This window comes from Novosphingobium lindaniclasticum LE124 (genome assembly GCF_000445125.1).
In the GTDB taxonomy this organism is placed as follows: domain Bacteria; phylum Pseudomonadota; class Alphaproteobacteria; order Sphingomonadales; family Sphingomonadaceae; genus Novosphingobium; species Novosphingobium lindaniclasticum.
In genome coordinates this window covers 1-23617 of record NZ_ATHL01000003.1, presented here as the reverse complement: position 1 = coordinate 23617, position 23617 = coordinate 1, and the positions used below count along the sequence as shown (strand labels likewise).

Here is a 23617-nt window from a genome sequence, read left to right as displayed (position 1 = left end):
ATGACAAACGATACGCCGTCCACCGTCCGCAATCTGGAGGAAAGCCTCGCCAAAGTTCGCGAAGCGCTTCAGGAACTGCGCTACGGGCAGATTTCGCTGACTGTGCATGACGGCCGCGTCGTGCAGATCGACGTCACCGAGAAAAAGCGCTTCTGAAAACCCGTCGTCCCGGATCAAGTCCGGGACGACGTCTATGCTCCGCCACCTCTCAATCCGCGCCTCCACTCCCACTAACATGAACCTTTTGTAACCTCGCCTCCACGCCCGCGCCATCGCCGGGGGGCTAGAAAGGTCATGCGGCCCGGAAGCCGAATGTGACATTCGCACCCTCGTCATTGCCTCCGGTTTTCGGGCCGTACCTTCCGAAAGACCAATGAGCCTCCGGGCGGCGTTCCCCCACGCCGCCCGGAACTTCGTGAGGCGCATCGTGGCTGCACCCGTTTTCTTCGATCCCACTGGGAACCGGCGCGTCCGCGTCCGTCGCCTGTCGTTCATTGCGCTGGTGCTGGCGATTGCCGCATGCCTCGTCTTTGCGACGACGGTGGTCAGCGTGCCCGCCCCGCCGCCCCTGCCGATCGCCTACGAACACGCCTCGCCGCTGCCGTTCCGCGCGCAGATCGGACATCTCACGCGCCGCGCCCGCAAGTTCCTGTTCGGCAAGCCCGACGTTCCTGCCGCCAAACCGGGCGCCAGGCCGATCACCGTCGGCTTCTACACGCCCTGGAGCGACGACAGCGCCACATCGCTGGAACGCCACATAGACCGGCTCGACTGGATCGCCCCTGCGACGCTCTCGGTGGACAAGACCGGCGCGCTCAAGATCGACGACGATGCGCGGCTCGATCACCTGCTCGCCACCGCCCTGCACCGCCCGCTCGTGGTGCCGGTGCTGCAGAACACCGTCGATGGCGACTGGCAGGGCAATGCGACAGCCGTGCAGCTTGCCGATCCCGCTCGCCGGCATGCGCTGGAATTGCAGGTCTCCGCCTATCTCGACAAGACCGGCTATGCGGGCGTGATGGTGGACTTCGAGACCATGCCCAGCGGCAGCCTGCCGAACCTGCGCCTGTTCCTTTCCGAACTGCGCAGCCAGCTTGCGCCGAAGCACCGCATCGTCTCGGTCACCATGCCGATCGACAATCCGGAATGGTCCACGCGCGCGTTCGCGGCAGTGGCCGACCGCCTGGTGTTGATGGCCTACGACGAGCACTGGCAGGGCGGCACCCCCGGCCCGATCGCTTCCAACCCGTGGTTCGCACAAAAGCTGTCCCACGCGCTGGCCGGACTGCCCCCCGGCAAGGCGATCGTCGCGCTGGGCGAATACGCCTACAACTGGCACGACGGCAAGGCCGACAGCATGACCGTCGAGGAAGCCTGGCTCGACGCGCACGACAGCGGCGCCGCGCCGCAATACGACCCGATGAGCGGCAATGCCGGCTATTCCTATGAGGATCAGGGGCGCCGCCATGACGTCTGGATGCTGGACGCCGCCGCCACCTGGAACCAGATGAAGATCCTTTCGCGCCTCGGTGTCGGCGACATCGCTCTCTGGCGCCTCGGCTCCGAAGACCCCGGCTTCTGGAGCGCGGTGAAAGCCTGGAGGACTCAGGCTCGGCCCAATCTCACCGTTCTGAGGCAGGCTGCCAATGTCGATGTGGAAGGACAGGGCGAAATACTCGACGTGACCGCCACGCCGCAAGACGGCACCCGCGCCGTCACTTTCGACCGTACCACCGGCATGATCGCCTCGGAACGCTATACCCGCCTGCCGACGCCTTACGTCGTGCGCCGGATCGGCGCTCTGCCCAAGACCTTGGCGCTGACCTTCGATGACGGCCCGGACCCGACCTGGACCCCGCGCATTCTCTCGATCCTGGAACGGTACCATGTTCCGGGCACGTTCTTCATGGTCGGCGAGAATGCCCTGACCAATCGCGACCTCGTCAAGCGCATCGCCGACGACGGCGACGAGATCGGCAATCACCGCTACACTCACCCGAACATGGCGGAGGAAGCCGAGACCGGCATCGGCCTGGAACTCAACGCCACCCAGCGGCTGATCGAGGCGACCACCGGCCGCTCGATCCGCCTGTTCCGCGCGCCCTACTTCGGAGACGCCGAGCCTACTACCGCCGACGAACTCGTCCCCGCCGCCATCGCCCGCGCGCATGGCTATACCGTGGTCGGCCTCCACGTCGATCCGGACGACTGGAAGCGCCCCGGCGTCCAGCACATCATCGACAGCACCATCCAGCAGGTGGAATCCGCTTCGCCCGATCGCTCCGAGAACGTGATCCTGCTCCACGACGGCGGCGGCGACCGTTCGCAGACCGTCGCCGCCCTACCCGTCATCATCGAGCGGCTGAAGCAGGACGGCTACACTTTCGTACCCGTCTCCACCCTCGCGGGCCTCTCCCGCGATGCGGTCATGCCCCAGGTGGACGGCGTGGACCTTGCCGCCGTGCGCGCAGACGTCGCCCTGTTCGGGGCGCTCGCCGCGATCCTCATCGGCCTGAACTGGACCTTCTTCTTCGCGATCTCGCTCGGCGTGCTGCGCTCGATCGGCCTTGCCTCGTTGGCGAGCCTGCTGCGCCGCCCGCAGCCGATGGACGCACCGGACGATACTTGCCCGCCGCTCGTCACCGTCATCATCCCCGCCTACAACGAGGAGCGCGTGATCGAAGCCTCGGTGCGGCGCGTGCTCGAAAGCGACTACCGCCAGTTGCAGATCATCGTCGCCGACGACGGTTCGAAGGACCGCACCAGCGCCATCGTCGCCCAGGCCTTCGCCAACAATGCCCACGTCGAACTGCTCACGCTCGTGAACGGCGGCAAGGCCGCCGCGCTCAATCGCGCGCTCAAGCAGGCGCGCGGCAGCGTGATCGTGGCACTTGACGCCGATACCCAGTTCGAACGCGAGACGATTACGCGCCTGGTGCGCTGGTTCGCCGATCCCGCCATCGGCGCCGTGGCGGGAAATGCCAAGGTCGGCAACCGCGTGAACCTTGTCACTCGCTGGCAGGGTGTGGAGTATGTCACCGCGCAGAACCTTGAACGCCGCGCGCTGACCAGGCTCGATGCGATCATGGTGGTGCCGGGCGCGGTCGGGGCCTGGCGGCGCGAAGCGCTGGACGATGCCGGCGGTTATCCCGAGGATACCCTGGCCGAGGATCAGGACCTCACCATCGCCATCCAGCGCAAGGGCTGGAAGATCGCCTACGACGAGGACGCGGTGGCCTGGACCGAAGCGCCGGAAAGCTTCAAGGCGCTTTCGAAGCAGCGCTTCCGCTGGTCGTTCGGAACGCTCCAGTGCCTCTGGAAGCATCGCGGCACTCTGGCGAAGGGCCGGCCGTCCGGTCTCGCCTTCATCGGCATGCCGCAGGCCTGGCTATTCCAGATCGTCTTCGCCGTCATTTCGCCCGCCATCGACCTGGCCTTGCTGATCTCGATCGGTGGAACGGCCCTGCGCATCTCGCAGCACGGCTGGGCCCAGACGCAGACCGACGTGCTGCGCATGGGCGCCTACTGGCTGGCCTTTACCCTGGTCGACCTCGCCTGCGGCTGGATCGCCTACCGCCTCGACACCCGCCGCGAGCGCTTTCGCCCGCTGCTGCTATTGGCCCAACGCTTCGTCTACCGCCAGCTCATGTATAGCGTGGTGATCCGCGCGGTGAGTGCCGCCTTTGCCGGCAAGGGCATCGGCTGGGGCAAGCTGGAACGCACCGGCCGGGTCAGCGCGACGCCCAGCGTCCCGACTGGAACGGCGCCCGAGCCGGAACTGGAAACGGTAGCATAACCCGCAGAAAGCAACCCGCCGTCCCGGATCAAGTCCGGGACGACGGAATTTCCAGCCGAACCTCCAGCCCGCCATCCGGCGCGGCCGCCAGCCTGACACACCCATCATGCAGCTTGGCCACCGCCTCGACCAACGCCAGCCCCAACCCCGAACCCGCAACGCTGCGGCTGGGATCGAGCCTTCCGAACCGCTGCAACGCAGCTTCGCGGCGATCTTCCGGAATGCCCGGGCCATCGTCCCGCACCCCCAGCACCACTTGCCCGTCCTGCCTCACGGCAAACAAGGCGATGGCGCTGCCCCCTGCCGCATACTTCACAGCATTGTCGACGAGATTGCCCAAGGCCTGGCTCATCAATTCGCGGTGGAGCGACACGGATAGACCCGCGGGTGCTTCCGCGCTTAACGAAAAACCGGCGTCCTCCGCATAAGGCTCGTAGAGCCCCGCCAGGTTGCCCAGAAAGCCTGCAAGCTCGGTGTCCTCGAACCGTTCGCGCCCGATTCCGGCCTCGGCCCGTCCGATCTGTAGCGCGGTGGCGAGAATGCGCGTGAGCGTATCCGCCTCCGTCAAGGCCCGCTGCATCGCCGCTTCTGCCGCCGGATCGGTGGCTTCCAGCGCCGCCTGCTCCAGGGCCGACCGCAGCCGCGTGACCGGAGAGCGCAAATCGTGCGCCAAGCCCTCGGCAACCACCCTCAGTTCACCCACCAGCGTCTCGATCCGGGCAAGCATCGCATTGATCTCCCCCGCAAGTTCGTCGAACGCATCGCCCGATCCATCGAGCGCCATGCGCGCATCGAACGCGCCGCTGCCCACGCGGTGCGCGGTCTGTGCCATGCCGTGAACACGCTGGCTGACCAGTCGGGACGTCAGGACCGCCACCAGCATCGCCAGCGGCATCGCCAGGAACAGCGCCGCGAAAAGCGCCTGCTCGAAACTGTGCTGAAGCTTGAGGTCGCGCCCGATCTCGATGCCGGCCAGCAGCGTGGATCCATCGGAGAGCCGCGTTTCGGAAAGCGTCATGGTCTGCGGCAGGCTACTGTCGCTGCGATAGAGGACAGTCTCGGACAGGGGACCGGCTGCGGGATCCGGCGGCGGCAGCGCGGACAGGTTACCGGCGAGCGGACGCCCCTCGCGGTCGGCCAGCAGCAGGACGGGAGCGCGATGTCCCTCACTGCGCAGGCGCCGCTCGATATTGGCCTCGAGCGCGGCCGAACCGCCGTTCTGATACGTATCCAGCAAGTCGCCGCGCAGTTCCTCCACCAGCGCGCGCTGCTCGTCGCGCACGCTTTGCTGCCCCGCGATCCAGACGAAGGTCAGAACCCCGCCCGTCGCGACGAGCTGGAACAGCACGACCGGAACGAAGAGCCGGAACGTCGTCGAACGGAAGAAACGCGGCAGACGCGCGCCTTGCCTGGCGCGGCTGGTCAAGCGGCAAGTCCCAACCGGTAACCTGCCCCGCGCACGGTGTGGAGCAGCGCCGCGGCGCCGTCCTCGTCGAGCTTGCGGCGCAGGCGGCTGACGTGAACGTCGATGACATTGGTGCCGGGATCGAAGTGATAATCCCAGACCGCTTCCAACAGCATCGTGCGCGTCACGACCTCGTCGACGTGACGCAGGAAATATTCGAGCAGCCGGAACTCGCGTGGCTGAAGGTCGATGGCGCGGCTGCCGCGCCGCACCTTGCGGGCGAGCAGGTCCATTTCCAGATCGCCGCAGGCCAGCCGCGTCTCCACCGCCGCCTGTCCGCCGCCGCGCTTGACCAGCAGGCGCACGCGGGCCAGCAGCTCGGCGAAAGCGAAAGGCTTGGTCAGGTAATCGTCCGCACCGGAGGTGAGCCCCGCCACGCGGTCTTCGGTCGATCCCAGCGCCGAAAGCAGGATTACCGGCGTCTCGATCCCTCCGGCACGCAAGGCGCCGAGCACCGACATACCGTCCATCTGCGGGATCATGCGGTCCAGCACGATGGCGTCGTACGTGCCGTCGCTGGCAAGGAACAGCGCATCTCGGCCGTTCGCGGCGCGATCGACCACGAAGCCTTCCTCGGTCATGCCCTTGGCGATGTAAGCGGCCGTGGCCTCGTCGTCCTCGACGACCAGCAACTTATGACCCATCGTTAAGCCCGGCCCCTTCAACTTCGTGCCCTTACAGGGCCGACAGCCCCGGCTCCCGGGCGAGATCGATCATGCGGACCGCGCCCTGGTGCACCACTTTCAGGTGAATAGGCGCTTGGCCCCGCGCAGACAACTCCTCCGCCAGCGCCTGGAGCGTGGGCGGCGCGTGCCCATCCACGCTTTCGATCCAGTCTCCCACGAGAAGTCCGGCCTTTTCGGCATGGCCCCGCGAGCGTACGCTGGTGATGACGAGGCCGGGCCGGGGGCCGGGTACGGGATCGGCCGTGAAATCCAGCACCTTGCGCCACGCTTCGCCCGGCGAAGCGCCATGCGGCCGGGAAAGCGACGGCCCGATCAGATTGAAGTGCCGCTGCGCCCAGATGTCGCCCCAGGTCAAGGCGCCGGTCACCGCCAGCAAGGCCCCCAGCATCGGCAGGAGCCCGAGGATCCGGTTCTTCCGGTCGTTGAGGTCGGTCATGCCCACGCCGATCGCCTCCTCGACAGGACATCACCGGGCAGAGCATGGCCGTTGGGGGACGGGCCGTTCGAGGTCTGGTCGAGGCACGGAAGTGGCACGCGGGGCGGAGCGGACATGAAACGAAAAGATCCTCGGTGCCAGCACGAGACTGGCCGCAAGCTGCACCCATGCCCGGCATTATCGCAGCACCGGGCCGCCGAGTCACATTAAGGAAAGTCCATGTTCGCTCCACGCCCCGGCAAGGTCGCCGGGCGCAGAAGGGCAGGATGACCAGAGCGGCAACTTGCAGGCCCCGGCAACGGGGCACACGATGGAGGCTGACGTGGCTCCTTGGAGCGCTGATCCTGGCGGCGGCGCTGCCTGCCGCTATGCTCGGCTGGCTGGGCGCCTGGAACGCCAGCCCTTATGTCGAACTGCCGGCCAGGACCCGGCAGGCGGGCACCGGGCGCTACGCCGCCGTCCTGCTTTCCGGCGACATGGGACTTCGCGCCGGTCTCGGCGGCGAACTGGCCCGCCGCCTGGCCGATCATGGCATTTCCACGGTGGCGGTCAATTCGCTCACCTACTTCAAGCAGCGCCGCACGCCCGGCGACGTCTCGAACCTGCTGGCGGGCGCCATCCGCAAGGCCATGGCGCTCGGCAAGACCGAACGCGTCATCGTGCTGGGACAGTCGTTCGGATCGGACATGGTCCATGTCGGGCTGGAACACCTGCCCGCCGACATGCGCCGCCACGTTTCGCTCGTCGTGCTCACCGTGCCCACGCGCACCGTCTTCCTGCGCGTCTCGCCGCTCGAATGGCTGGACCGCACGCCGCCGGACGCGCCCGCGCTTCCCAGCGCCAGCAAGCTGAACTGGGTGCCGGTGGTCTGCATCCGGGGGCGCGACGAGCCGGACAGCCTCTGCCCCCTGCTGCACCTGCCGAACCTGACGCGGATCGTGCTACCGGGAGACCACTACCTCGGCAAGGATGCCGACCGGCTGTTCGGCGCGGTCAGCGACGCCATCGCCCGCCACGCCCTTCCCGGTCCGGCGGCAAGTCGATGAACGGTGCACCGATGAAAACCCTGGAAAGTGTCCTGCGCGCCGCGCTTCTGCCGCTCCTGGTCGGCACCCTGACCGCCGCGGCGCCTGCGATGACGTCCAGGACGGCCACCCCCTTCGGTCACTGGCTCAATCCGCACGGCGACGTGGAAGTCGCCGTCACCCCTTGCGGCGCGATGCTCTGCGGCACCGTCGTCCGGGTCGGCGGCAAGGCACTAGCCGACGCCGCCGAGGCCGGCGCGGGCCAGCTCCTCGGCACCCAGCTCCTGCGCGACTATCGCCGCCAGAACGATGGCGGCTGGCAGGGAGAGGTCTTCGTGCCCGACATGGGCGAGAGCTTCTTCTCACGGATCCACCAGCTCGATCCCGGCCACTTGAAGATCAGCGGCTGCGTTCTCCACGGGCTGATCTGCAAGTCGCAGACCTGGACGCGGCAGCCATGATCGCGGCCGCCTCTCCTTCCCGGCAAAAGCCCGCGGCATGTGTCGCGCACCTGAAGCCGCTGCTTCGCAAGCTGGCGGTTCCGGCACAACTCGCGATCGCCGCCCTGGTCCTCGCGCTGGCCGCATTGTGCCTGCACCGGCTGGCCCTTTCCTTGAATTTCCATGCACTGATGCGGACCGCGCGCGAGATCCCCGGCTGGCGCCTTGCCGCCGCGCTCGCGCTCACTGCGGCGAGCTACCTGCTGCTGACGACGTACGACGTCATGGCCCTGCGCACGATCGGGTCGCCGCAACCCTACCGCACCGCCGCGCTTGCCTCCTTCACGAGCTATACGCTCAGTCACAATCTCGGCTTCGGCATCCTGACCGGCGCCGCCGCGCGCCTGCGGATCTACGGGGCCAAGGGCCTGGGCGCGAGCGAGGTGGCCCGAGTGACCGCAATCGCCGGAATCACGTTCTGGACCGGCGTCTTGGCCTCCGCCGCGCTGGCCCTGCTGCTCCACCATCGCCCGCTGGTCATAGCGCAGCACGTACTTCCTCTCGGCGCCCAGCATATGGCCGGAGCCGTGCTGCTGGCACTGCTGGGCGGCGGCGCGCTGCTGGCGAAACGCTGGCACTTGCCGGGCCCCGAGGCCATCGCGCGCATGACATTCGTGGCGCTGGCCGATATCGCCGCCGCCTGCGGCACGCTCTACGTGCTGCTGCCCCATACCGGGATCGCGCTCTATGCGCCGCTGCTGCTGGCCTATGTCCTGGCCATCGTCGTCGCCCTGGTAAGCCACGTTCCCGGCGGCCTCGGCGTCTTCGAGGCTACCGTCGTCGCTCTTTGCCCGCAGATCCCCGCCGGAGAACTCGTGGCCGCTTTGCTCGTCTATCGCATCGTCTACTACCTCGTGCCGCTGGCTCTCGCGCTCGTCCTGCTCCTGCGCCACGAGCACGCCCGCTGGCGGCGGTCCGCCATGCTGGCGCTGAAGGCGGGCGAAACGATGATGGTCAGCTTCGCTCCGCGCGCCGTCGCCGTGCTGGTGTTCCTGGGCGGCGCCATCCTGCTGCTCTCCGGCGCCACCCCTGCCCTTCCCGAGCGCATGGCCGACATTCGCGGCGTCGTGCCGCTGCCTTTCGTGGAAGCCTCGCAGATCGCCGCCAGCCTGGTAGGCACCGTGCTGCTCCTTCTCGCCCCGGCGCTCTACCGCCGCCTCGACGCCGCCTTCCTGCTGACCCGCGCCCTGCTGCTGGCAGGTGCCGCCTTCTCGCTGATCAAGGGCCTCGACTGGGAGGAAGCGCTGACCCTGCTGGCCGTGGCGGGCGTGCTGCAAGCGGCGCGGGGAGGCTTCTGGCGCCGCACTGCACTTACTGCCGACGTCATGAGCGCCAACTGGGTCCTGGCCATGGTCGCGACGATCGCGCTGGTCATCGTCATCGGCTATTTCACCCAAACGTTCCCGGCCTATCGCGGCAGTCTCTGGTGGAAGTTCGCCTGGTCGGGTGACGCCTCGCGCTACTTGCGCACCAGTTTCGCCGTCGCGGTGGCGATGAGCGCGGCGATCCTGCTGGCCTTCCTGCGCCCGTCGCGCCGCGCAGTGCTGCCCGATGACGGCCCGCTGGACGTCGACGCCGCGCTGCATCACGCGACTCGCTCGGAATCGATGCTGGCGCTGACCGGCGACAAGCTGTTCCTGGCCGGTCCCGAGGGCCGCTCGATGCTGATGTACCAGGTCCAGGGACACTCCTGGATCGTCATGGGCGATCCCGTTGGCGAGCCGACCGACTGGCCTGAACTGCTCTGGCGTCTGCGCGAGCGGGCCGATGCCAACCAGGGCCGCGTCCTGCTCTACCAGATAACGCCCGAAGTCCTGCCCATCGCCATCGACATGGGCCTGCAACTCATGAAGTACGGCGAGGAGGCGCGGGTCGATCTCTCTCGCTTCGGCCTTGAAGGCCCCGCTGCCCGCCCCTTGCGCCATGCCATGCGCCGGGCCGAGCGGGAAGGCGCGGAATTCGCCATAGTTCCCGCCGCGCGCGTGCCCTCGCTCCTGAGCGAAATCCGCGCGGTGTCCAATGAATGGCTCCGTGCCAAGGGCCAGCGCGAAAAGGCCTTCAGCGTCGGCCGTTTCGACGATGCCTATATCGCCCGCTGCGACGTGGCGGTGATCCGCTGCGAAGGCCGGGTCGTCGCTTTCGCCAATCTCTGGAAAACGGCGGGCCGGGAGGAACTCTCGGTGGACCTCATGCGCCACCGCGCAGACGTGCCTTATGGCTGCATGGACTTCCTGTTCACCCGGCTGATGCTTTGGGGCCGGCAAGAGGGCTATGCCTGGTTCAACCTGGGCCTGGCGCCGCTTTCCGGCATCGAGGCTCGGCGCCTGGCCCCCACCTGGGCGCGCGCCGCCGGCATGCTGTTCCGCCACGGCGAGGCCTTCTACGGCTTCGAGGGCCTGCGCAACTACAAGGAAAAGTTTTCACCGGTATGGGAGCCGCGCTACATCGCCTGCAACGGCGGCATGGCGACCGGCCGAGCGCTTCTGGACCTTCAGGCGCTGATCTCCGACGGAAAAGCCAGCGCGGCCCGCCAGCGGAACCGGCTCAGGCGCGAGGCGCGCTGAGATTTTTCTTTCCCGGCAAGACCGGAACATCCACCCATTCGGAAGGGCAAGGGATGGGACAGCCTATCTGTCCATGTCTGTCCCGCAGCGCTATCGTGCCGTCGAAAACCTGAAGTTCGGAAAACATACCTGATGTCCGTCATTGCCGCTCGTCTTTACCGCCAGGGCCAACCTGCCGGGCCGGTGTCGCTGGAAAGCTGCCCACCGATTCCCGACCACGGCAAGGGGGAGGCGGAGGACTTCGTCTGGATCGGTCTGCACGAGCCGACCGACGCGGAACTGCAGGCAGTGCAGGAGACGTACCGGCTTCACCCACTGGCCGTCGAGGATGCGCAGAAGGCGCATCAGTTGCCGAAAGTCGATATCTACGGCGACCAGCTCTTCGTGGTCGCGCGCACGGCCCATCTGGAAGGTGACGAGATCGTCTATGGGGAAACCTCGGTCTTCGTCGGCAAGCACCATGTGATCTCGGTCCGCCACGGCTCGGCCCGCGCGCATACGGAGCTGCGCGCCCAGCTCGAGGCGGCGCCTACGTTGCTGTCCAACGGCGTCGATTACGTGCTCCACGCCATTCTCGACTTCATCGTCGACGGTTACCTGCCGATCGTCGAGACCATCGAGGAAAACGTGCTGGAGATCGAGAAACGCGCGCTCGACGCCTTTCTGGACCGCGAGGACGTGATGCGTCTTTTCAGCCTGCGGCGCGAACTGATCCGGTTCCAGCGCGTGCTCGCGCCCATGGCGGAAGTGAGCAGCAAGCTCGTCCATCTGGACGTGCCCTATCTCGATGCGGCGGTGCGGCCGTATTTCAAGGACGTCTACGATCACGTTCGGCGCGTCGATTCCATGGTCGCCAGCCTTCGCGAAGTGCTGACCACCGTGTTCGAAGTCAGCCACCTGCTGGAATCGCAAAGACAGGGCGCGATCACCCGCCGACTCGCCGCCTGGGCTGCGATCCTGGCGGTGCCCACGGCCATCGCCGGCATCTACGGCATGAATTTCGAGAACATGCCGGAATTGCACCTGCGCTACGGCTACTTCGCCACGCTCGGTGTGATCGCCTTGCTCTGCGGCACGCTCTATGCGTGGTTCCGCCATACGAAATGGCTATAGCGCGCGACAATCCGGCCTTGCCGTATCACAAGGAATGGGCCGTATCACGAGGAATGGCCGCGGCCTCCGATGGGAGCCCGCGGCCATTTCATCGACGATGGCTCTCGATTACGAAGAGCTGCCGGTCGAAGAACTACCGGTCGTCGTGCCTGACGGGGACGTCGCCGTGCCGGACGTGCCGGTCGCGGTGCCGCTTACAGTGCTGCCCGTGCGCGCGCTGTTCGAGAACGATGCGCCCTGGCCGGTATCGGTCCAACTGGTTCCGCCGGTCACGCGCAAATTGTTCTGCACATGCTTCACGCCGGTCACATCGTCGGCAACGTCTTCGGCGCGGCGCTTGGCGTTGCGGCTGCCGACGGTGCCTTCCAGCGTCACTTCGCCATCCTTGGCCGTCACGCGGATGTTGGTGGCGTCGACCTTCCAGTCCTGCGTAAGACGATCGTTCACATCCTCGCGAATGCGCTCGTCGGAGCGGGTATAGTCGGAAGGCCCGCGCCCGCGATGATCCTCCTCGCGGCGGCGCGCGGCATCCTCGTCGCCGAACCAGCTGGCGATCTCGTCACCGGCCCGCTGGAAGAAGCCGCGCTCCTCGCCATATTCGCGCCAGCTGCGATCGTCGCGGTCATTCGAATCGTAGCCGCGCGAGCCGTAATAGCCACGGCCGAAGGTGTCGAACGTCGGGCGATAGCTGAAGCTCGGGCTCATCCCGCCACCGCCGCCGCCGCGGCGCGCGTAGAAGTCGCGGCCGCCGTAGTCTTCACTGGTGAAGTCGGCAAAATCGTTGCCGCCGCTGGCGTCGTATTCGCGGCTGGGATAGGCGCCGCGATCATTGGAAAAGCGCGAGCCGCGCTGGCCGCGCGCACCGTAATCGTCTCCGAACCGTCCTCGGTTGCCGCTTCCGCGATCATAGTGGCTGCGTTCGCCATAGGAACCGCCGCCATAGGAACTACCATAACTGCCTTCGGAGCCGCCGTAACGCCGCCCTTCCGACTGCTGGAACCGCCCGCCCGAACTTTCCTGCGAATAGCGGCCACCGGAGTAGCGCGAGCGCTGGTCATCGTCGTTGCCCCAGCCGCTACCCGTCCGGTGCGAGGATTCATCCTGCCACCGGTCGTCCTGACGGGACGTCTCCCAATCGGAGTCTTCGTTGCGATAGCCGCTCGATCGCCGGCCGCCGAAGTTTGAATCGCGCTGATTCATCGATGCTCTCCTTGGTGTCGTTCTGCGCATGCCGAGACCGGGCTCCGCCGTCTGCCGGAGCTCGCTCTGCATCGGCTGCTAATGGAACGTGGCTCGGCGCCGGATGATCCACTGTCCGACGCTGGAGGAATGGTTTTCATCGCACCGCCGGGGAGATGGCCCGGAACGACATCCGGAAGAGAGCGTGATAAACCCGAGTAGTGCGACCCCTGATTGTCTACCGAGAAGGTTGACAATATGGTTCCGCTCTGCAAGCCGCTGTTTCCGGCCCTCCCGTGAGCCCCAGCGGATTTAGCCCCTTGCATGAGGCTGTGTCAGCGCCGAAATGCGCCTGACCGGGTTGAGATCGGCGGCAAGGCAGGCGTGCCGGCAAGCACCGGACCTGTCGCAGGCCCGGGCAAGATATGAAGGTAAGCATATGTCGAAAAGTCCGCGCGCCGCCAGGTCATGGCTTCCGGGTTTCGGAACGCAGGTCATGCTGGGCATGGTCGTCGGCCTGGCCGCCGGGCTGATCGTCAGGCAACTCGGGCCTGACAGCGCCTTGGCGAGCGGCGCCAGCGAAACGTTCCACACGATCGCGCAGATCTTCGTCCAGCTGCTGCGCACGCTGGTGCCGCCGCTGGTGTTCACCGCCATCATCGCTTCGGTCGCGGCGCTGCGCGGGCTGGACAATGCCGTCAAGCTGGTGGTCCAGACATTGCTCTGGTTCGCCATCACCGCGCTCATCGCCGTCACTATCGGCATCGCCCTGGGCCTGACCATCCAGCCCGGCCTGCATGCCAGCGTCGATGCCGCCGCCGCGCAGGCCCCGACGGCCGTGGGCGGCTGGCTGGACTTCCTCAAGGGCCTGGTTCCGGCGAATTACCTCGGCATCACCGCCTCCACCACGCTGGACGCGGATGGCCCCTCGACCTCGGTCTCGTTCAACGTCCTCCAGATCATCATCGCGGCCGTGGCGGTCGGCGCGGCGGCGGTGCGGGTGGGCGCCAAGGCGGAAGCCTTCCTTGCCTTCATGACCTCGGCCAACCTCGTGCTTCGCCAGCTGCTGCGCTGGCTGATCGCGCTGACCCCGCTAGGCTCCGCTGCGCTGATCGCCAATGCCGTGGTGAGCTACGGATGGGACGCACTCTCGGCGCTCGGGGCCTTTGCGGGCGCGGTCTACATCGGCCTGGCGATCGTACTGCTCGCCGTCTACCCGATCCTGCTGCTGATCCACGGCATCAACCCGGTCCGCTTCTTCTCGGTAGCCTGGCCCGCGATCCAGATCGGCTTTCTGTCCCGCTCCTCGGTGGGCACCATGCCCGTGACCGAGGAGGTGACCGAGCGCCTGGGCGTGCCGCGTTCCTATGCCGCCTTCGCCGTCCCTCTTGGCTCGACCACCAAGATGGACGGTTGCGCGGCGATCTACCCCGCGATCTCCGCCATTTTCGTGGCGCAGTTCTACGGCGTGCCGCTCCAGCTCTCCGACTATGCGCTGATCGTCTTCGTTTCGGTGATCGGCTCCGCCGCCACGGCGGGGCTAACCGGCGCGGTCGTGATGCTGACGCTCACCCTGTCCACCCTGCGCCTGCCGCTGGAAGGCGTGGGGCTGCTGCTGGCGATCGATCCGATCCTGGACATGGGCCGCACCGCCGTGAACGTGGCGGGACAGGCACTGGTGCCGACGATCGTCTCGGAGCGCCTGGGCATGCGCGGCCCGATGAAGACCGAGGCTTCGGCGGAGGCCGTGCCCGCCGAGTAGCAGGGAACCCTTGCCTTTCCAGCGGATTGTTTTGCGAACCACTGGAAAGGACGACGTCATGCGTTCGGGACTACTCTGGCTGATCGGCGTTCCGATCCCGCTCATCCTGCTGCTTGCCTATTGCACCGGTCATTTCTGACGCCTGAGGCGCGGCCGGTGCCGGGCCGGGAGACGCAGGCTCCGGGACGGCCCGGCGCCATCCCGGAATCGCGCCGTCAATGCGGCGTGGCGCCGCTTTCGAACCCGGTCTTGTCGTGCAGGGCAAAGCGATCGACCAGGTCGGCGCTCGCCCGGTTGTAGCCGACCACCTCCACGCTGCGGCCTTCTCGGCGCAGCCGGGCAATGACCTTGTCCAGCGCGCCGACGCCCGAGATGTCCCAGAAATGCGCGGCCGATACGTCGATGCGGACGTGCGAGGCCTCACTTTCCGACTGGAACGCGCGGGTGAAGCGCTGGACGGAGGCGAAGAAGATCTGCCCGGTCACGCGGTAGGTCGCCTGGGCGCCGTCGGGCGAAAGCACGCGCTCCACCGCGAACATGCGCTGCACTTTGCCGGCGAAGAACACGCCCGAGAGCAGCACGCCGGCCAGCACGCCGAGCGAGAGGTCGCGCGTCGCGACGACCACCACCACTGTCACCAGCATGACCGCCGAAGAGGTGGGCGGATGGCGGCGCAAGTTGGCGATCGAGGCCCAGCTGAAGGTGCCGATGGAGACCATGATCATCACCGCCACCAGCGCCGGCATCGGGATGCGCCCCACCCAGGGGCCCAGCACCGCCAGCAGAAACAGCAGGAAGGCGCCCGCCACGAAGGTCGACAGCCGCCCGCGCCCGCCGGAACTGACATTGATCACCGACTGGCCGATCATGGCGCAGCCGCCCATGCCGCCGAACAGGGCGGCGACGATGTTGGCGCTGCCCTGGCCGGCGCATTCGCGGCGCTTGTCGCTGTCGGTATCGGTCATGTCGTCGACGATCTGCGACGTCAGCAGCGATTCCAGCAGGCCCACGGCCGCCATCGTCAGCGAATAGGGCAGGATGATCCGCAGGGTATCCAGCGTCAGCGGGATCTGCGGCAGGGCGAAGCTCGGCAGGCCCTCTGGCAGGCGCCCCATGTCGCCTACCGTATGGATCGGCAGGCCCATGGTGATGCTGATCGCAGACAGCAGCAGGATCGCGACGAGCGGCGACGGCACCGCCCTGGTCACGCGCGGGAACAGGTAGATCACCGCAAGGCCGCCGAAGACCATGGCGTATGTCTCCCAACCGACATCCGTAAGCTGGGGGAGCTGGGCTACGAAAATCAGGATGGCAAGCGCATTGACGAAGCCGGTGATCACCGAGCGCGAGACGAACTGCATCACCAGGTCCAGCCGGAGCAGCCCGGCCAGGATCTGGAACAGGCCCATCAGGATTGTCGCGGCGAAGAGATATTCCACGCCGTGTTCACGCACCAGCGGCCCCACCAGCACGGCAACCGCCGCGGTCGCGGCGGAGATCATGGCGGGACGGCCGCCGGTGAAGGAAATGACGATGGCGATGGCGACGGAGGCGTAGAGCCCGACGCGCGGGTCCACCCCGGCGATGATGGAGAAGCCGATGGCTTCGGGTATCAGCGCGAGGGCGACGACCAGACCGGCGAGCACGTCCCGGCGCGCCGTGGAGGCGTCGCTGAACCACTGCCGCCGATAGCGGGTGAGAGTGTCTGACATGAAAGTAGTCCGCAATTGCACATGACGCCGGCAATGGCCGACGCTTCGAGGATGGGGTCATGTGAGATTGTCCGGCGGATCGGCGGCCGGAATAGCCACCCGGATTTGCACCGGGCTCCTTGCGAATGACGCGCCCCTTACCAGATCGCCTTGCCGCTTTTCAACCCATGACGACGCCTTGCAGCCCTGCGGGGCTTGCGGCCCTGCGCTGGCCTCCCAGATTTGCAGCCAAGTCATTGCAGGATGAAATGCACAAATCCACAAGCGAAACGGACCAATAATTTAGTCGCCCGAGAAACTATACGATGCAATAAAAATGCAGCAAAAGTTACGCTGAACTTTCACAAGAAATTTCTGTCCCCGAACGGCTCCGTCCCGGCTCTCCACCCCCGACCGCCATGCGCCATCCTGCACATGGCCTGTGAAACCACTCGGGGAGTTACGAAAATGTGGACCCAGCGTAGCCGCTACCTGATGACGACGGCGCTCGCCTTCGGGGCGATGGTCGCCCAGCCCGCCCAGGCCGAAGAGGCGCAAGCCGCCGCGCCTGAAGGCGATATCGTCGTCACCGGCTTCCGTGCCAGCCTGCAGGGCGCGCGCGACGTGAAGCGCAGTGCCACGATCATCCAGGACTCGATCGTCGCCGACGATATCGCGGCTTTCCCGGACCTCAACCTTGCCGAAGCGCTCCAGCGCCTTCCCGGCGTCGCCATCAACCGCGAGGCGGGCGAAGGACGCCGCGTCAGCCTGCGTGGTCTCGGTCCGGATTTCACCCGCGTCCAGCTGAACGGCATGGAAGTGCTGGGCAACGTCGATTCCCCGCAGGACAGCCGCGGTCAGGGCACACGCGACCGCGCTTTCGACTTCAACATCTTCGCCGCCGAACTGTTCAACCGCGTGGACGTGCGCAAGTCGTTCTCCGCCGAGCAGACCGAAGGCGGACTGGCCGGCACCGTCGGCCTCTACACCGCGCGCCCCTTTGATTCCGAGGGTACCAAGCTCGCCTTCTCCGCCTCGGGCGGCACCAATACCCTGACCAAGGACTTCCAGCCGCGCCTCACCGGGCTCGTCTCGAAGAACTGGGGCGACTTCGGCCTTCTCGTCTCGGCCGCCTATAGCCATCGCCAGACCCGCGAGACCGGCGTGGATACCTACCGCTGGCGCCTGAACAAGGCCAACGGCTCCAACATCTCGGCCCTGACCAGGGCGGAACAGGACAAGATCAACTCCGGCGAACTGCGTTTCGCACGCGGCAACCGCCTCTCGGTCTGGGACAGCACCCAGGACCGCCTGGGCGTGACCGCCTCGGCGCAGTGGAACCCGGCCGATACCGTGCACCTGACGCTCGACGGCCTCTACGGCAAATACAAGGCAGACCGTTTCGAGACCCACCTCGCCTCGCGCGGCGGCGGCGGTTCCACCTGGCTCGGCGGCGGCCAGACTTTCGCGGGCGTGACTTATCCGAACTCCAAGATCAACGCCATCGCGTGGAACGACCAGAACGAGGTGACCTACCTCGACGTCACCGGCGGCCAGACCGCCACCGAGACGCGCATCCAGAAGGCCACGAACACCTTCAAGCAGATCGTGCTCAGCGGCGATGCCGAGATCGTTCCGGGGCTGAAGGCGACGTTCCTGGGCGGCATCGAGCGGGCCAGCTTCAACATGCCGCTGAGCGACCAGTTCTACACCGAAGCCTATGGCGACGTCGTGTCAGACTATCGCGGCGGCGACTATTCGCTCGTCAATACCTACCGCTGGGATACTGGCAACGCCGCCAACTATCACGCCCACGAAATCGACATGAACCAGAGCTTCCAGGATACCGCCTTCGACAACGTCAAGGGAGGCCTGGCCTATGAGATCACCCCCGACGACAAGATCTCGATCGGCGGCGAGTGGCGCCGGTTCAAGAACTCCGGCTTCAAGCGCACTTACAACGATGCCCTGCTGACCGCGTTCAAGAACGGCACCGTCAGCGCCGATATGCGCGACTATGCGAAAGTCTACGACGGCTACAAGGGCCAGGACTGGGTCATCGTCGACTATGACAAGGCCCTCTCCACGCTGGGAGTGGATCGCGGCAAGTACCTGACGAGCAAGAGCAGCGTCTTCTCGGTCGAGGAACGCACCGCTGCCGGCTATGTCCAGTACGACTGGAACCATGTGCTGGGTAGCCTGCCCTTCCGCGGCAATATCGGCGGGCGCTATTACCACACCGACATTCTCTCGGCCGGAATCGGCACGGTAGGCGGCGCGAACGCGCCGATCTCGGTTTCCTCGAGCTATCAGGGCTTCCTCCCGGCCGTGAACCTGATCTTCGATCCGGCCAGGGATCTGGTGGTCCGCGCCTCGGCGGCCCGCAACATCAATCGTCCCGCACTCGGTTCGCTGGCAGTGAACGGCACCGTCACCGTCGGCGACAATAGCGAGCTTTCGGTATCGGTAGGCAATCCGGCGCTGCGTCCCTACAAGTCGACCGACCTCGATCTCTCGCTGGAATACTACTTCGGCAAAGTCGGGTCCGTCAGCGCCGCGCTGTTCTACAAGACGCTGGACGGTTTCATCACCACGCAGACGGTCAACGACGTCCCCTACAGCGCGACCGGCCTTTCCACGGATCTGGTTGCAGGCGTGACAGGCAACACCAAAGTCACCTCGTTCTCGCGTCCGGTGAACCTGGGCAAGACCGACCTATGGGGCCTGGAGCTTGCCGCGCAGACGGACTTCACCTTCCTGCCCGCTCCCTTCGACCACTTCGGCACGGCGGTGAACTTCACCTACGTCAATTCGAAATACGATTACGCGACGATGTACGCAGGCGGCGCCAACACGACACTGGAGGGCCTCAGCAAGTATAACGGCAACATTACGCTCTATTACCAGGATGCGAAGTTCGACATTCGCGGGTCGGCCAATTACCGCAGCAGCTATGTCTTCAGCGCGGCGCCGATCACCAGCGGGCTGGGACTGGACCAGGATCTCTCCGGCTATGCGGCGACGATCTACGTCGATGCCTCCGCGCATTACAAGGTGATGGAAGGCGTGCAGCTCACGCTCGACGCCATCAACCTCACCAACCAGCACGAGAAGCAGTATTCGGACACCAGCAAGCGCCTCTATGTCAATACCCGCTCGGGAACGACGATCATGGGCGGCGTGCGCTTCGAATTCTGACGTCAACCGGCTGTAAACGCTGAAAAGGCGCGGGGCAGTTCATGCTCCGCGCCCTTTTTCTTGCGCGCCCGCCGCAGCGAGCCCGGAAGGTCACATAATCGTCATCCGCCCCTGATAGCCGCCCGCGCCGGAGGGCTCGTGTTTCATTACGCTTGCGGCCGGTTCGTGGCATCCTGTACGGTTCTTGCGTTGACCGCCCCGCTCGGGGCCGAAGCCGCGCATGCGCGCGAAGCGCAGGCTTCGGGCGAAGCGATCTCCTTCCGCATCGCCTCCGGCCGCCTGGCCCAGGTGTTGCGGACGATCTCGCAGCAAGCGGGCGTGCAGATCGTCACTTCGGTCGCGCCGGAACTGCGCACCCGCCATGCCGTCAGGCAGCGGCTCACGGTGGAACAGGCCCTTGCCCGCGCGACGCAGGATCTTCCCGTCGAAGTCCGGCGGCTGTCCGGCGGCTTCGTGGTGACGCAAAAGCGACCTTCCGCGCTCCCGACCTCCGCGCCGCCCCGCATCGCGGCAGCCCCCACACCGCCCGAGCCGGAAGGTCCGCCGATCCTGGTCACCGGCTACCGCGAGAGCCTGCGGCAGGCCGTCGCGACCAAGCGGGGCGCCCGCTCGATCCTCGAAGTCACGCGGGCGGAGGACATCGCCGCCTTTCCCGATCACAATGCCGCCGATGCGCTGCAGCGCCTGCCGGGAATCGCCGTCAGCCGCGACAATGGCGAAGGCCGGCAGGTCTCCCTGCGGGGTTTGGGTCCGCTGTTCACCCGCACCACCCTCAACGGCATGGAAGCCCTGGCGACCACCGCCTCGGGCCTCGACAATCGCGGCGCCGCCAGTCGCCAGCGCCGGTTCGACTATTCGATCTTCGATGCCGGGCTCTTTTCCGAAGTCGAAGTGCACAAGACCTGGTCGGCGGACCGTGACGCGGGCGGCGTCGGCGGAACCGTGGCCCTGCGCACGGTGCGCCCGCTGGACCAGCCAGGGCCGGTGACGCTGCTTTCGCTCCAGGGACGGGCCGGCGCCAACAGCCGCGGCGTGACCCCGCAAGTGACAGGGGAGATCGCCCGCCGGAACGAGACCTGGGGCGCCTTGCTGGCGGCGTCCTGGAGCCGCAACCGCGTGGCGGAATACGGGTATCGCAACTGGGACTGGGTGCCGGTGGCGTTCGGGCCGGCCAACGTCGGCCCCGCGATCGACGCCGCGGACCGCGCCCGGCTGACCGGCGCAGGCAAGCCGGTCATGATGTCGCGCGCGCAGAGCTACTCCACCTGGATCAACCGTTTCGAGCGGCTCAACGTCGTGGGGGCCATCGAGCACGAGAGCGAGGGCGGGCTGCATGTCGCGCTTGACGTGCTCTACGCCCGGCTCGCCAACGACCGGGAGGAATATGCCCTCGCCGCCGCGGGCATCAACGGGCTCACCGCCGACGTCACCGGGACGCAGCGGCTGGAAAGCGTGACGATCGCCAGAGACTCCATCACCGCCGCCGCTTTCAGCGGGATCGACTTCCGCTCCGAAAGCAAGCGCACGGTCGATCATACCCGCTTCGGCCAAGCGGTGCTCTCGCTCGCCGCGCCGCTCGGCGCAGCCACCACCCTCTCCGCCCGCGCCGGCTATGCGCGCAGCGATTTTCAGGAGCCGTTGTTCGACAAGGTCTTCCTCCAGGCCAGGAACAAGCCTTTCCGCTATACCGCCACCGGAACCGCTCCCGGCAACAGCTACGGCTTCGATGCGACCGATGCCGCGCAGTGGACCCTCATGCGCGCCGACACGCGGGAGGATGCGATCGTCAACCAGAACGTCTCCGCCCGCCTCGAGATCACCCAGGCGCTGGCCCCCGGCGCGGCCGTGAAGCTGGGCGCGGCCTACCGCTTTTTCGGCAACGACGGCTACGAGCGGCGCGTGCGGGTCGATTACCCCGGGGGCAGCGGAACCGCCGCCGTCACCAGGCTGTGCGGCGGCAGGACCCTGGCGCCTTTCGTCGTGGCCGACGTCGATGCCACTTTCGCGGCGACCGGCCAGAACCGCGTGCTCACCAGTGCCGACGACATGCCCGGTACCAGCTACGCCGTTCACGAGGACAGCTACGCCGCCTTCGCGCTCGCCACGCTCGACGGCGTGCTGGGTGCGCTGCCGGTCCAGGCGGAGATGGGGCTGCAATACCAGCGCGTCGGCACGCTTTCGTCGGGCAAGGCGAGCACCGATGTCCGCCAGTACCTGATCTCGCGGCGCAGCCACCGCCATGCCTGGCTTCCCTCGTTCCAGGCCCGCGCCGCGCTGCGCCCCGATCTTCTGCTGAGGCTGGCGGCCAGCCGCAACCTCAACCAGCCCGACGTCGCGGACTTGCGCGCCGCCGCCCAGGTCAATGCCACGCCTTTTGGCGGAACCATCACTTCGGGCAATCCCGGCCTGAAGCCCTTCACCGCCGATGCGCTGGACCTTTCGCTCGAACAGTATTGGGGCCGCGACGGCTATGTCTCGCTGGGCCTGTTCTACAAGCACCTGGATTCCTTCATCACCTCGCAGACGCGCGTCATGGCCTATGCGCAGACCGGCTACCCCCTCGAGTTCCTCTATGCGGATCAGGACGCCGCGATCCTCTACAACGTCATCCAGCCGGTGAACGGCTCGGGTGCGTCGATCCTTGGCGTGGAAGCCGCCATCCAGCGCGACTTGCGCTTTCTGCCCGCGCCGCTGGACGGCCTGGGAATCGCGGCCAACGTGACGTTCGCCTCGGGGCGGAGCGAAGTGACCTACGGCCGGCAGACCCTGCGCCTGCCGCTGATCGACCTCTCCCGCTGGTCGGGCAATACCACGCTCTATTATACGGCACGCGGCTGGGACGCGCGCCTGGCCGCAGCCTATCGCGGCACGTACCGGATGGGGATCGGCAACAACGGCAATATCGGCGAGTGGATCAAGCCCAGCTTCACGCTCGATTTCGCCGCCCATTTCGCCATCGGGCCGCGGATGCAGGCATTGTTCGAGGGCCGAAACCTCACCGATGCCCCGATCGTCCAATATACCGACCGCAGCGCCCGCCGCCTGCTCGCCCGCACCCGCAGCGGGCGCGTGTTCTCGGCCGGTCTGCGCTACAGGTTCTGATCGCCATGGCCGGATCTTTTCCGAAAGCGAACTTCGCCCTGTCCCCGTTTGCCCGCCCGCGCGCTCTTCACCTCGGGGCCCGGCTGGGCCTGACCCAGAACGGATTGCCGGACATGCCACGCTTCTTGCCGGACTGCCGCCGATGTACATGAGCGATGTCGCCAGCCAGCTTTCCGCCGGCCTCGGGCGGCTGCGCAGCTATGTCCGGCGGCGCATGCGCGATCCCGACGGCATGGAGGACGTGGTGCAGGAAACGCTGGTACGCGTGATCGAGCAGGAGCGCAGGCAGGTGATCGAACAGTCGCTGGCCTATGCCTTTCGCGTCGCGGATTCGGTGATCATGGCCGGCGCGCGCAAGTCTTCGCGGGAAGCGGGGCTGGACGATCTCGATTTCGCCTGCGAGTTGCCGCTGGCCGACGAAGTGCTGGACTATCGCCAGCGCCTCGCCCGGTTCGAGGCGGCGCTGGAGAGGCTGACGCCGCAACGGCGCGCGGTGTTCCGGCTGCGCCATATCGACGGCAAATCACGGCAGGAAATCGCGGCGGAACTGGACCTCAGCCTGGAAGCCGTCAAGAAGCACCTCGTGCGGGCCATGGCCGACCTCACCCTGTCCCTCGGCGGCGACTGGGCGAGCGACTGGAAACAAGGCGCAACGGGAGCGACCGGACATGGATGAGCGGCAGCTGGAAACGATCGAGACGGCGGCCGACTGGGCGGACCGCCACGACGATCTCGACCAGGCCGAACGGCGCGAACTGGCGCAGTGGCTGTCCCAGCGCCCCGAACATGCGCGGGCTTTCGCGCGGATCCGCCAGGTGCTGAACGACAGCGCACTGCTTGAAGCGGTCGGCAGTGCGCCTTCGGGCAGCACTGCCTCGCCCGCGCCCCTGTATCCGGCGCCCGAGTACCCGGCGCGCGGACGCTCCGCGTCCGGGATACGTTCGCCGCGCCTCCACGAGGCTTCGCCCTCCCGCATGGGGCGGCGCCAGGCCTTGGCGGCCGGCCTTGCCGCGATCGTGGCCCTGCCGCTGGGCGGGTATCTCCTGACGCGCGGGCCGATGGCCTCGGCGCCCGAACCCTTGCGCTTCGCCAGCGAGACC

General features: G+C 66.9%; 16 protein-coding genes and 1 other annotated feature. Of the genes, 11 read left to right on the top strand and 5 right to left on the bottom strand.

The genetic code is table 11. From position 1 onward, the window contains the following. A complete protein-coding gene (locus tag L284_RS47095; protein ID WP_021232131.1) occupies window positions 1-156 on the top strand; it encodes a YezD family protein in 156 nt (51 codons plus the stop codon). 271 nt (window positions 157-427) lie between these two features. Continuing rightward, on the top strand, window positions 428-3796 hold the full coding sequence (locus tag L284_RS25715) for a glycosyltransferase (protein ID WP_052018287.1): 3369 nt from the start codon (window positions 428-430) through the stop codon (window positions 3794-3796). Between the two features lie 28 nt (window positions 3797-3824). On the opposite strand, the gene L284_RS25710 is transcribed toward L284_RS25715, so the two are convergent. The 3 genes from L284_RS25710 to L284_RS46745 are packed head-to-tail and all read right to left on the bottom strand — an operon-like array spanning window position 3825 to window position 6383. After that, a complete protein-coding gene (locus L284_RS25710) occupies window positions 3825-5222 on the bottom strand; it encodes a sensor histidine kinase (protein WP_021232129.1) in 1398 nt (465 codons plus the stop codon). Next, a complete protein-coding gene (locus L284_RS25705) occupies window positions 5219-5905 on the bottom strand; it encodes a winged helix-turn-helix domain-containing protein (RefSeq protein ID WP_021232128.1) in 687 nt (228 codons plus the stop codon). Before L284_RS25705 ends, L284_RS25710 begins: the two co-directional genes overlap by 4 nt. A gap of 31 nt (window positions 5906-5936) precedes the next feature. Beyond that, window positions 5937-6383, bottom strand: a complete 447-nt coding sequence (locus tag L284_RS46745; RefSeq protein WP_021232127.1) for a PDZ domain-containing protein — start codon at window positions 6381-6383, stop codon at window positions 5937-5939. A gap of 266 nt (window positions 6384-6649) precedes the next feature. Here L284_RS46745 and L284_RS25700 point away from each other — a divergent pair, with 266 nt between their 5' ends. The 4 genes from L284_RS25700 (at window position 6650) to corA (ending at window position 11585) form a co-directional block, all read left to right on the top strand. Next, window positions 6650-7429, top strand: a complete 780-nt coding sequence (locus L284_RS25700; protein ID WP_031341309.1) for an AcvB/VirJ family lysyl-phosphatidylglycerol hydrolase — start codon at window positions 6650-6652, stop codon at window positions 7427-7429. An 11-nt stretch (window positions 7430-7440) separates the two neighbouring features. Beyond that, window positions 7441-7869 carry a DUF2147 domain-containing protein gene (locus tag L284_RS25695; RefSeq protein WP_031341308.1) on the top strand — a complete coding sequence of 143 codons (429 nt, stop codon included), beginning with the start codon at window positions 7441-7443 and terminating at the stop codon, window positions 7867-7869. Continuing rightward, window positions 7866-10472: a bifunctional lysylphosphatidylglycerol flippase/synthetase MprF gene (gene mprF, locus L284_RS25690; protein ID WP_021232124.1), complete on the top strand. Its 2607-nt coding sequence runs from the start codon at window positions 7866-7868 to the stop codon at window positions 10470-10472. The genes L284_RS25695 and mprF overlap by 4 nt, the downstream gene beginning before the upstream one ends. A gap of 132 nt (window positions 10473-10604) precedes the next feature. Next, window positions 10605-11585, top strand: coding sequence for a magnesium/cobalt transporter CorA (gene corA / locus L284_RS25685; RefSeq protein WP_021232123.1), 981 nt, complete (start codon window positions 10605-10607; stop codon window positions 11583-11585). A gap of 108 nt (window positions 11586-11693) precedes the next feature. Here corA and L284_RS25680 read toward each other — a convergent pair whose 3' ends face one another. Further along, window positions 11694-12785 carry a BON domain-containing protein gene (locus L284_RS25680; RefSeq protein WP_021232122.1) on the bottom strand — a complete coding sequence of 364 codons (1092 nt, stop codon included), beginning with the start codon at window positions 12783-12785 and terminating at the stop codon, window positions 11694-11696. 418 nt (window positions 12786-13203) lie between these two features. On the opposite strand from L284_RS25680, the gene L284_RS25675 reads away from it, so the two are divergent. After that, on the top strand, window positions 13204-14526 hold the full coding sequence (locus L284_RS25675; RefSeq protein WP_031341304.1) for a dicarboxylate/amino acid:cation symporter: 1323 nt from the start codon (window positions 13204-13206) through the stop codon (window positions 14524-14526). 215 nt (window positions 14527-14741) lie between these two features. Here L284_RS25675 and L284_RS25670 read toward each other — a convergent pair whose 3' ends face one another. After that, window positions 14742-16238 (bottom strand): SulP family inorganic anion transporter, encoded by a 1497-nt coding sequence (locus tag L284_RS25670; protein ID WP_021232120.1) that lies wholly within the window; start codon window positions 16236-16238, stop codon window positions 14742-14744. 65 nt (window positions 16239-16303) lie between these two features. Then, window positions 16304-16359 (bottom strand) — a sequence feature (sul1 is cis-regulatory element that is thought to sense ions involved in sulfur or methionine metabolism; They are found in Alphaproteobacteria). Between the two features lie 326 nt (window positions 16360-16685). Here L284_RS25670 and L284_RS25665 point away from each other — a divergent pair. The 4 genes from L284_RS25665 to L284_RS0123540 form a co-directional block, all read left to right on the top strand. After that, entirely contained in the window at window positions 16686-19415 is a 2730-nt protein-coding gene (locus L284_RS25665) for a TonB-dependent receptor (RefSeq protein WP_021232119.1), read from the top strand. Window positions 19416-19604: 189 nt separating this feature from the next. Then, complete coding sequence (locus L284_RS25660) at window positions 19605-22517, top strand: TonB-dependent receptor (protein ID WP_021232118.1); 2913 nt, start codon at window positions 19605-19607, stop codon at window positions 22515-22517. Between the two features lie 142 nt (window positions 22518-22659). After that, window positions 22660-23193, top strand: coding sequence for an RNA polymerase sigma factor (locus tag L284_RS25655; RefSeq protein ID WP_021232117.1), 534 nt, complete (start codon window positions 22660-22662; stop codon window positions 23191-23193). Then, the coding region (locus L284_RS0123540) for a FecR/PupR family sigma factor regulator (protein WP_031341301.1) at window positions 23186-23617 on the top strand (432 nt) is incomplete at its 3' end. The genes L284_RS25655 and L284_RS0123540, both read left to right, overlap by 8 nt.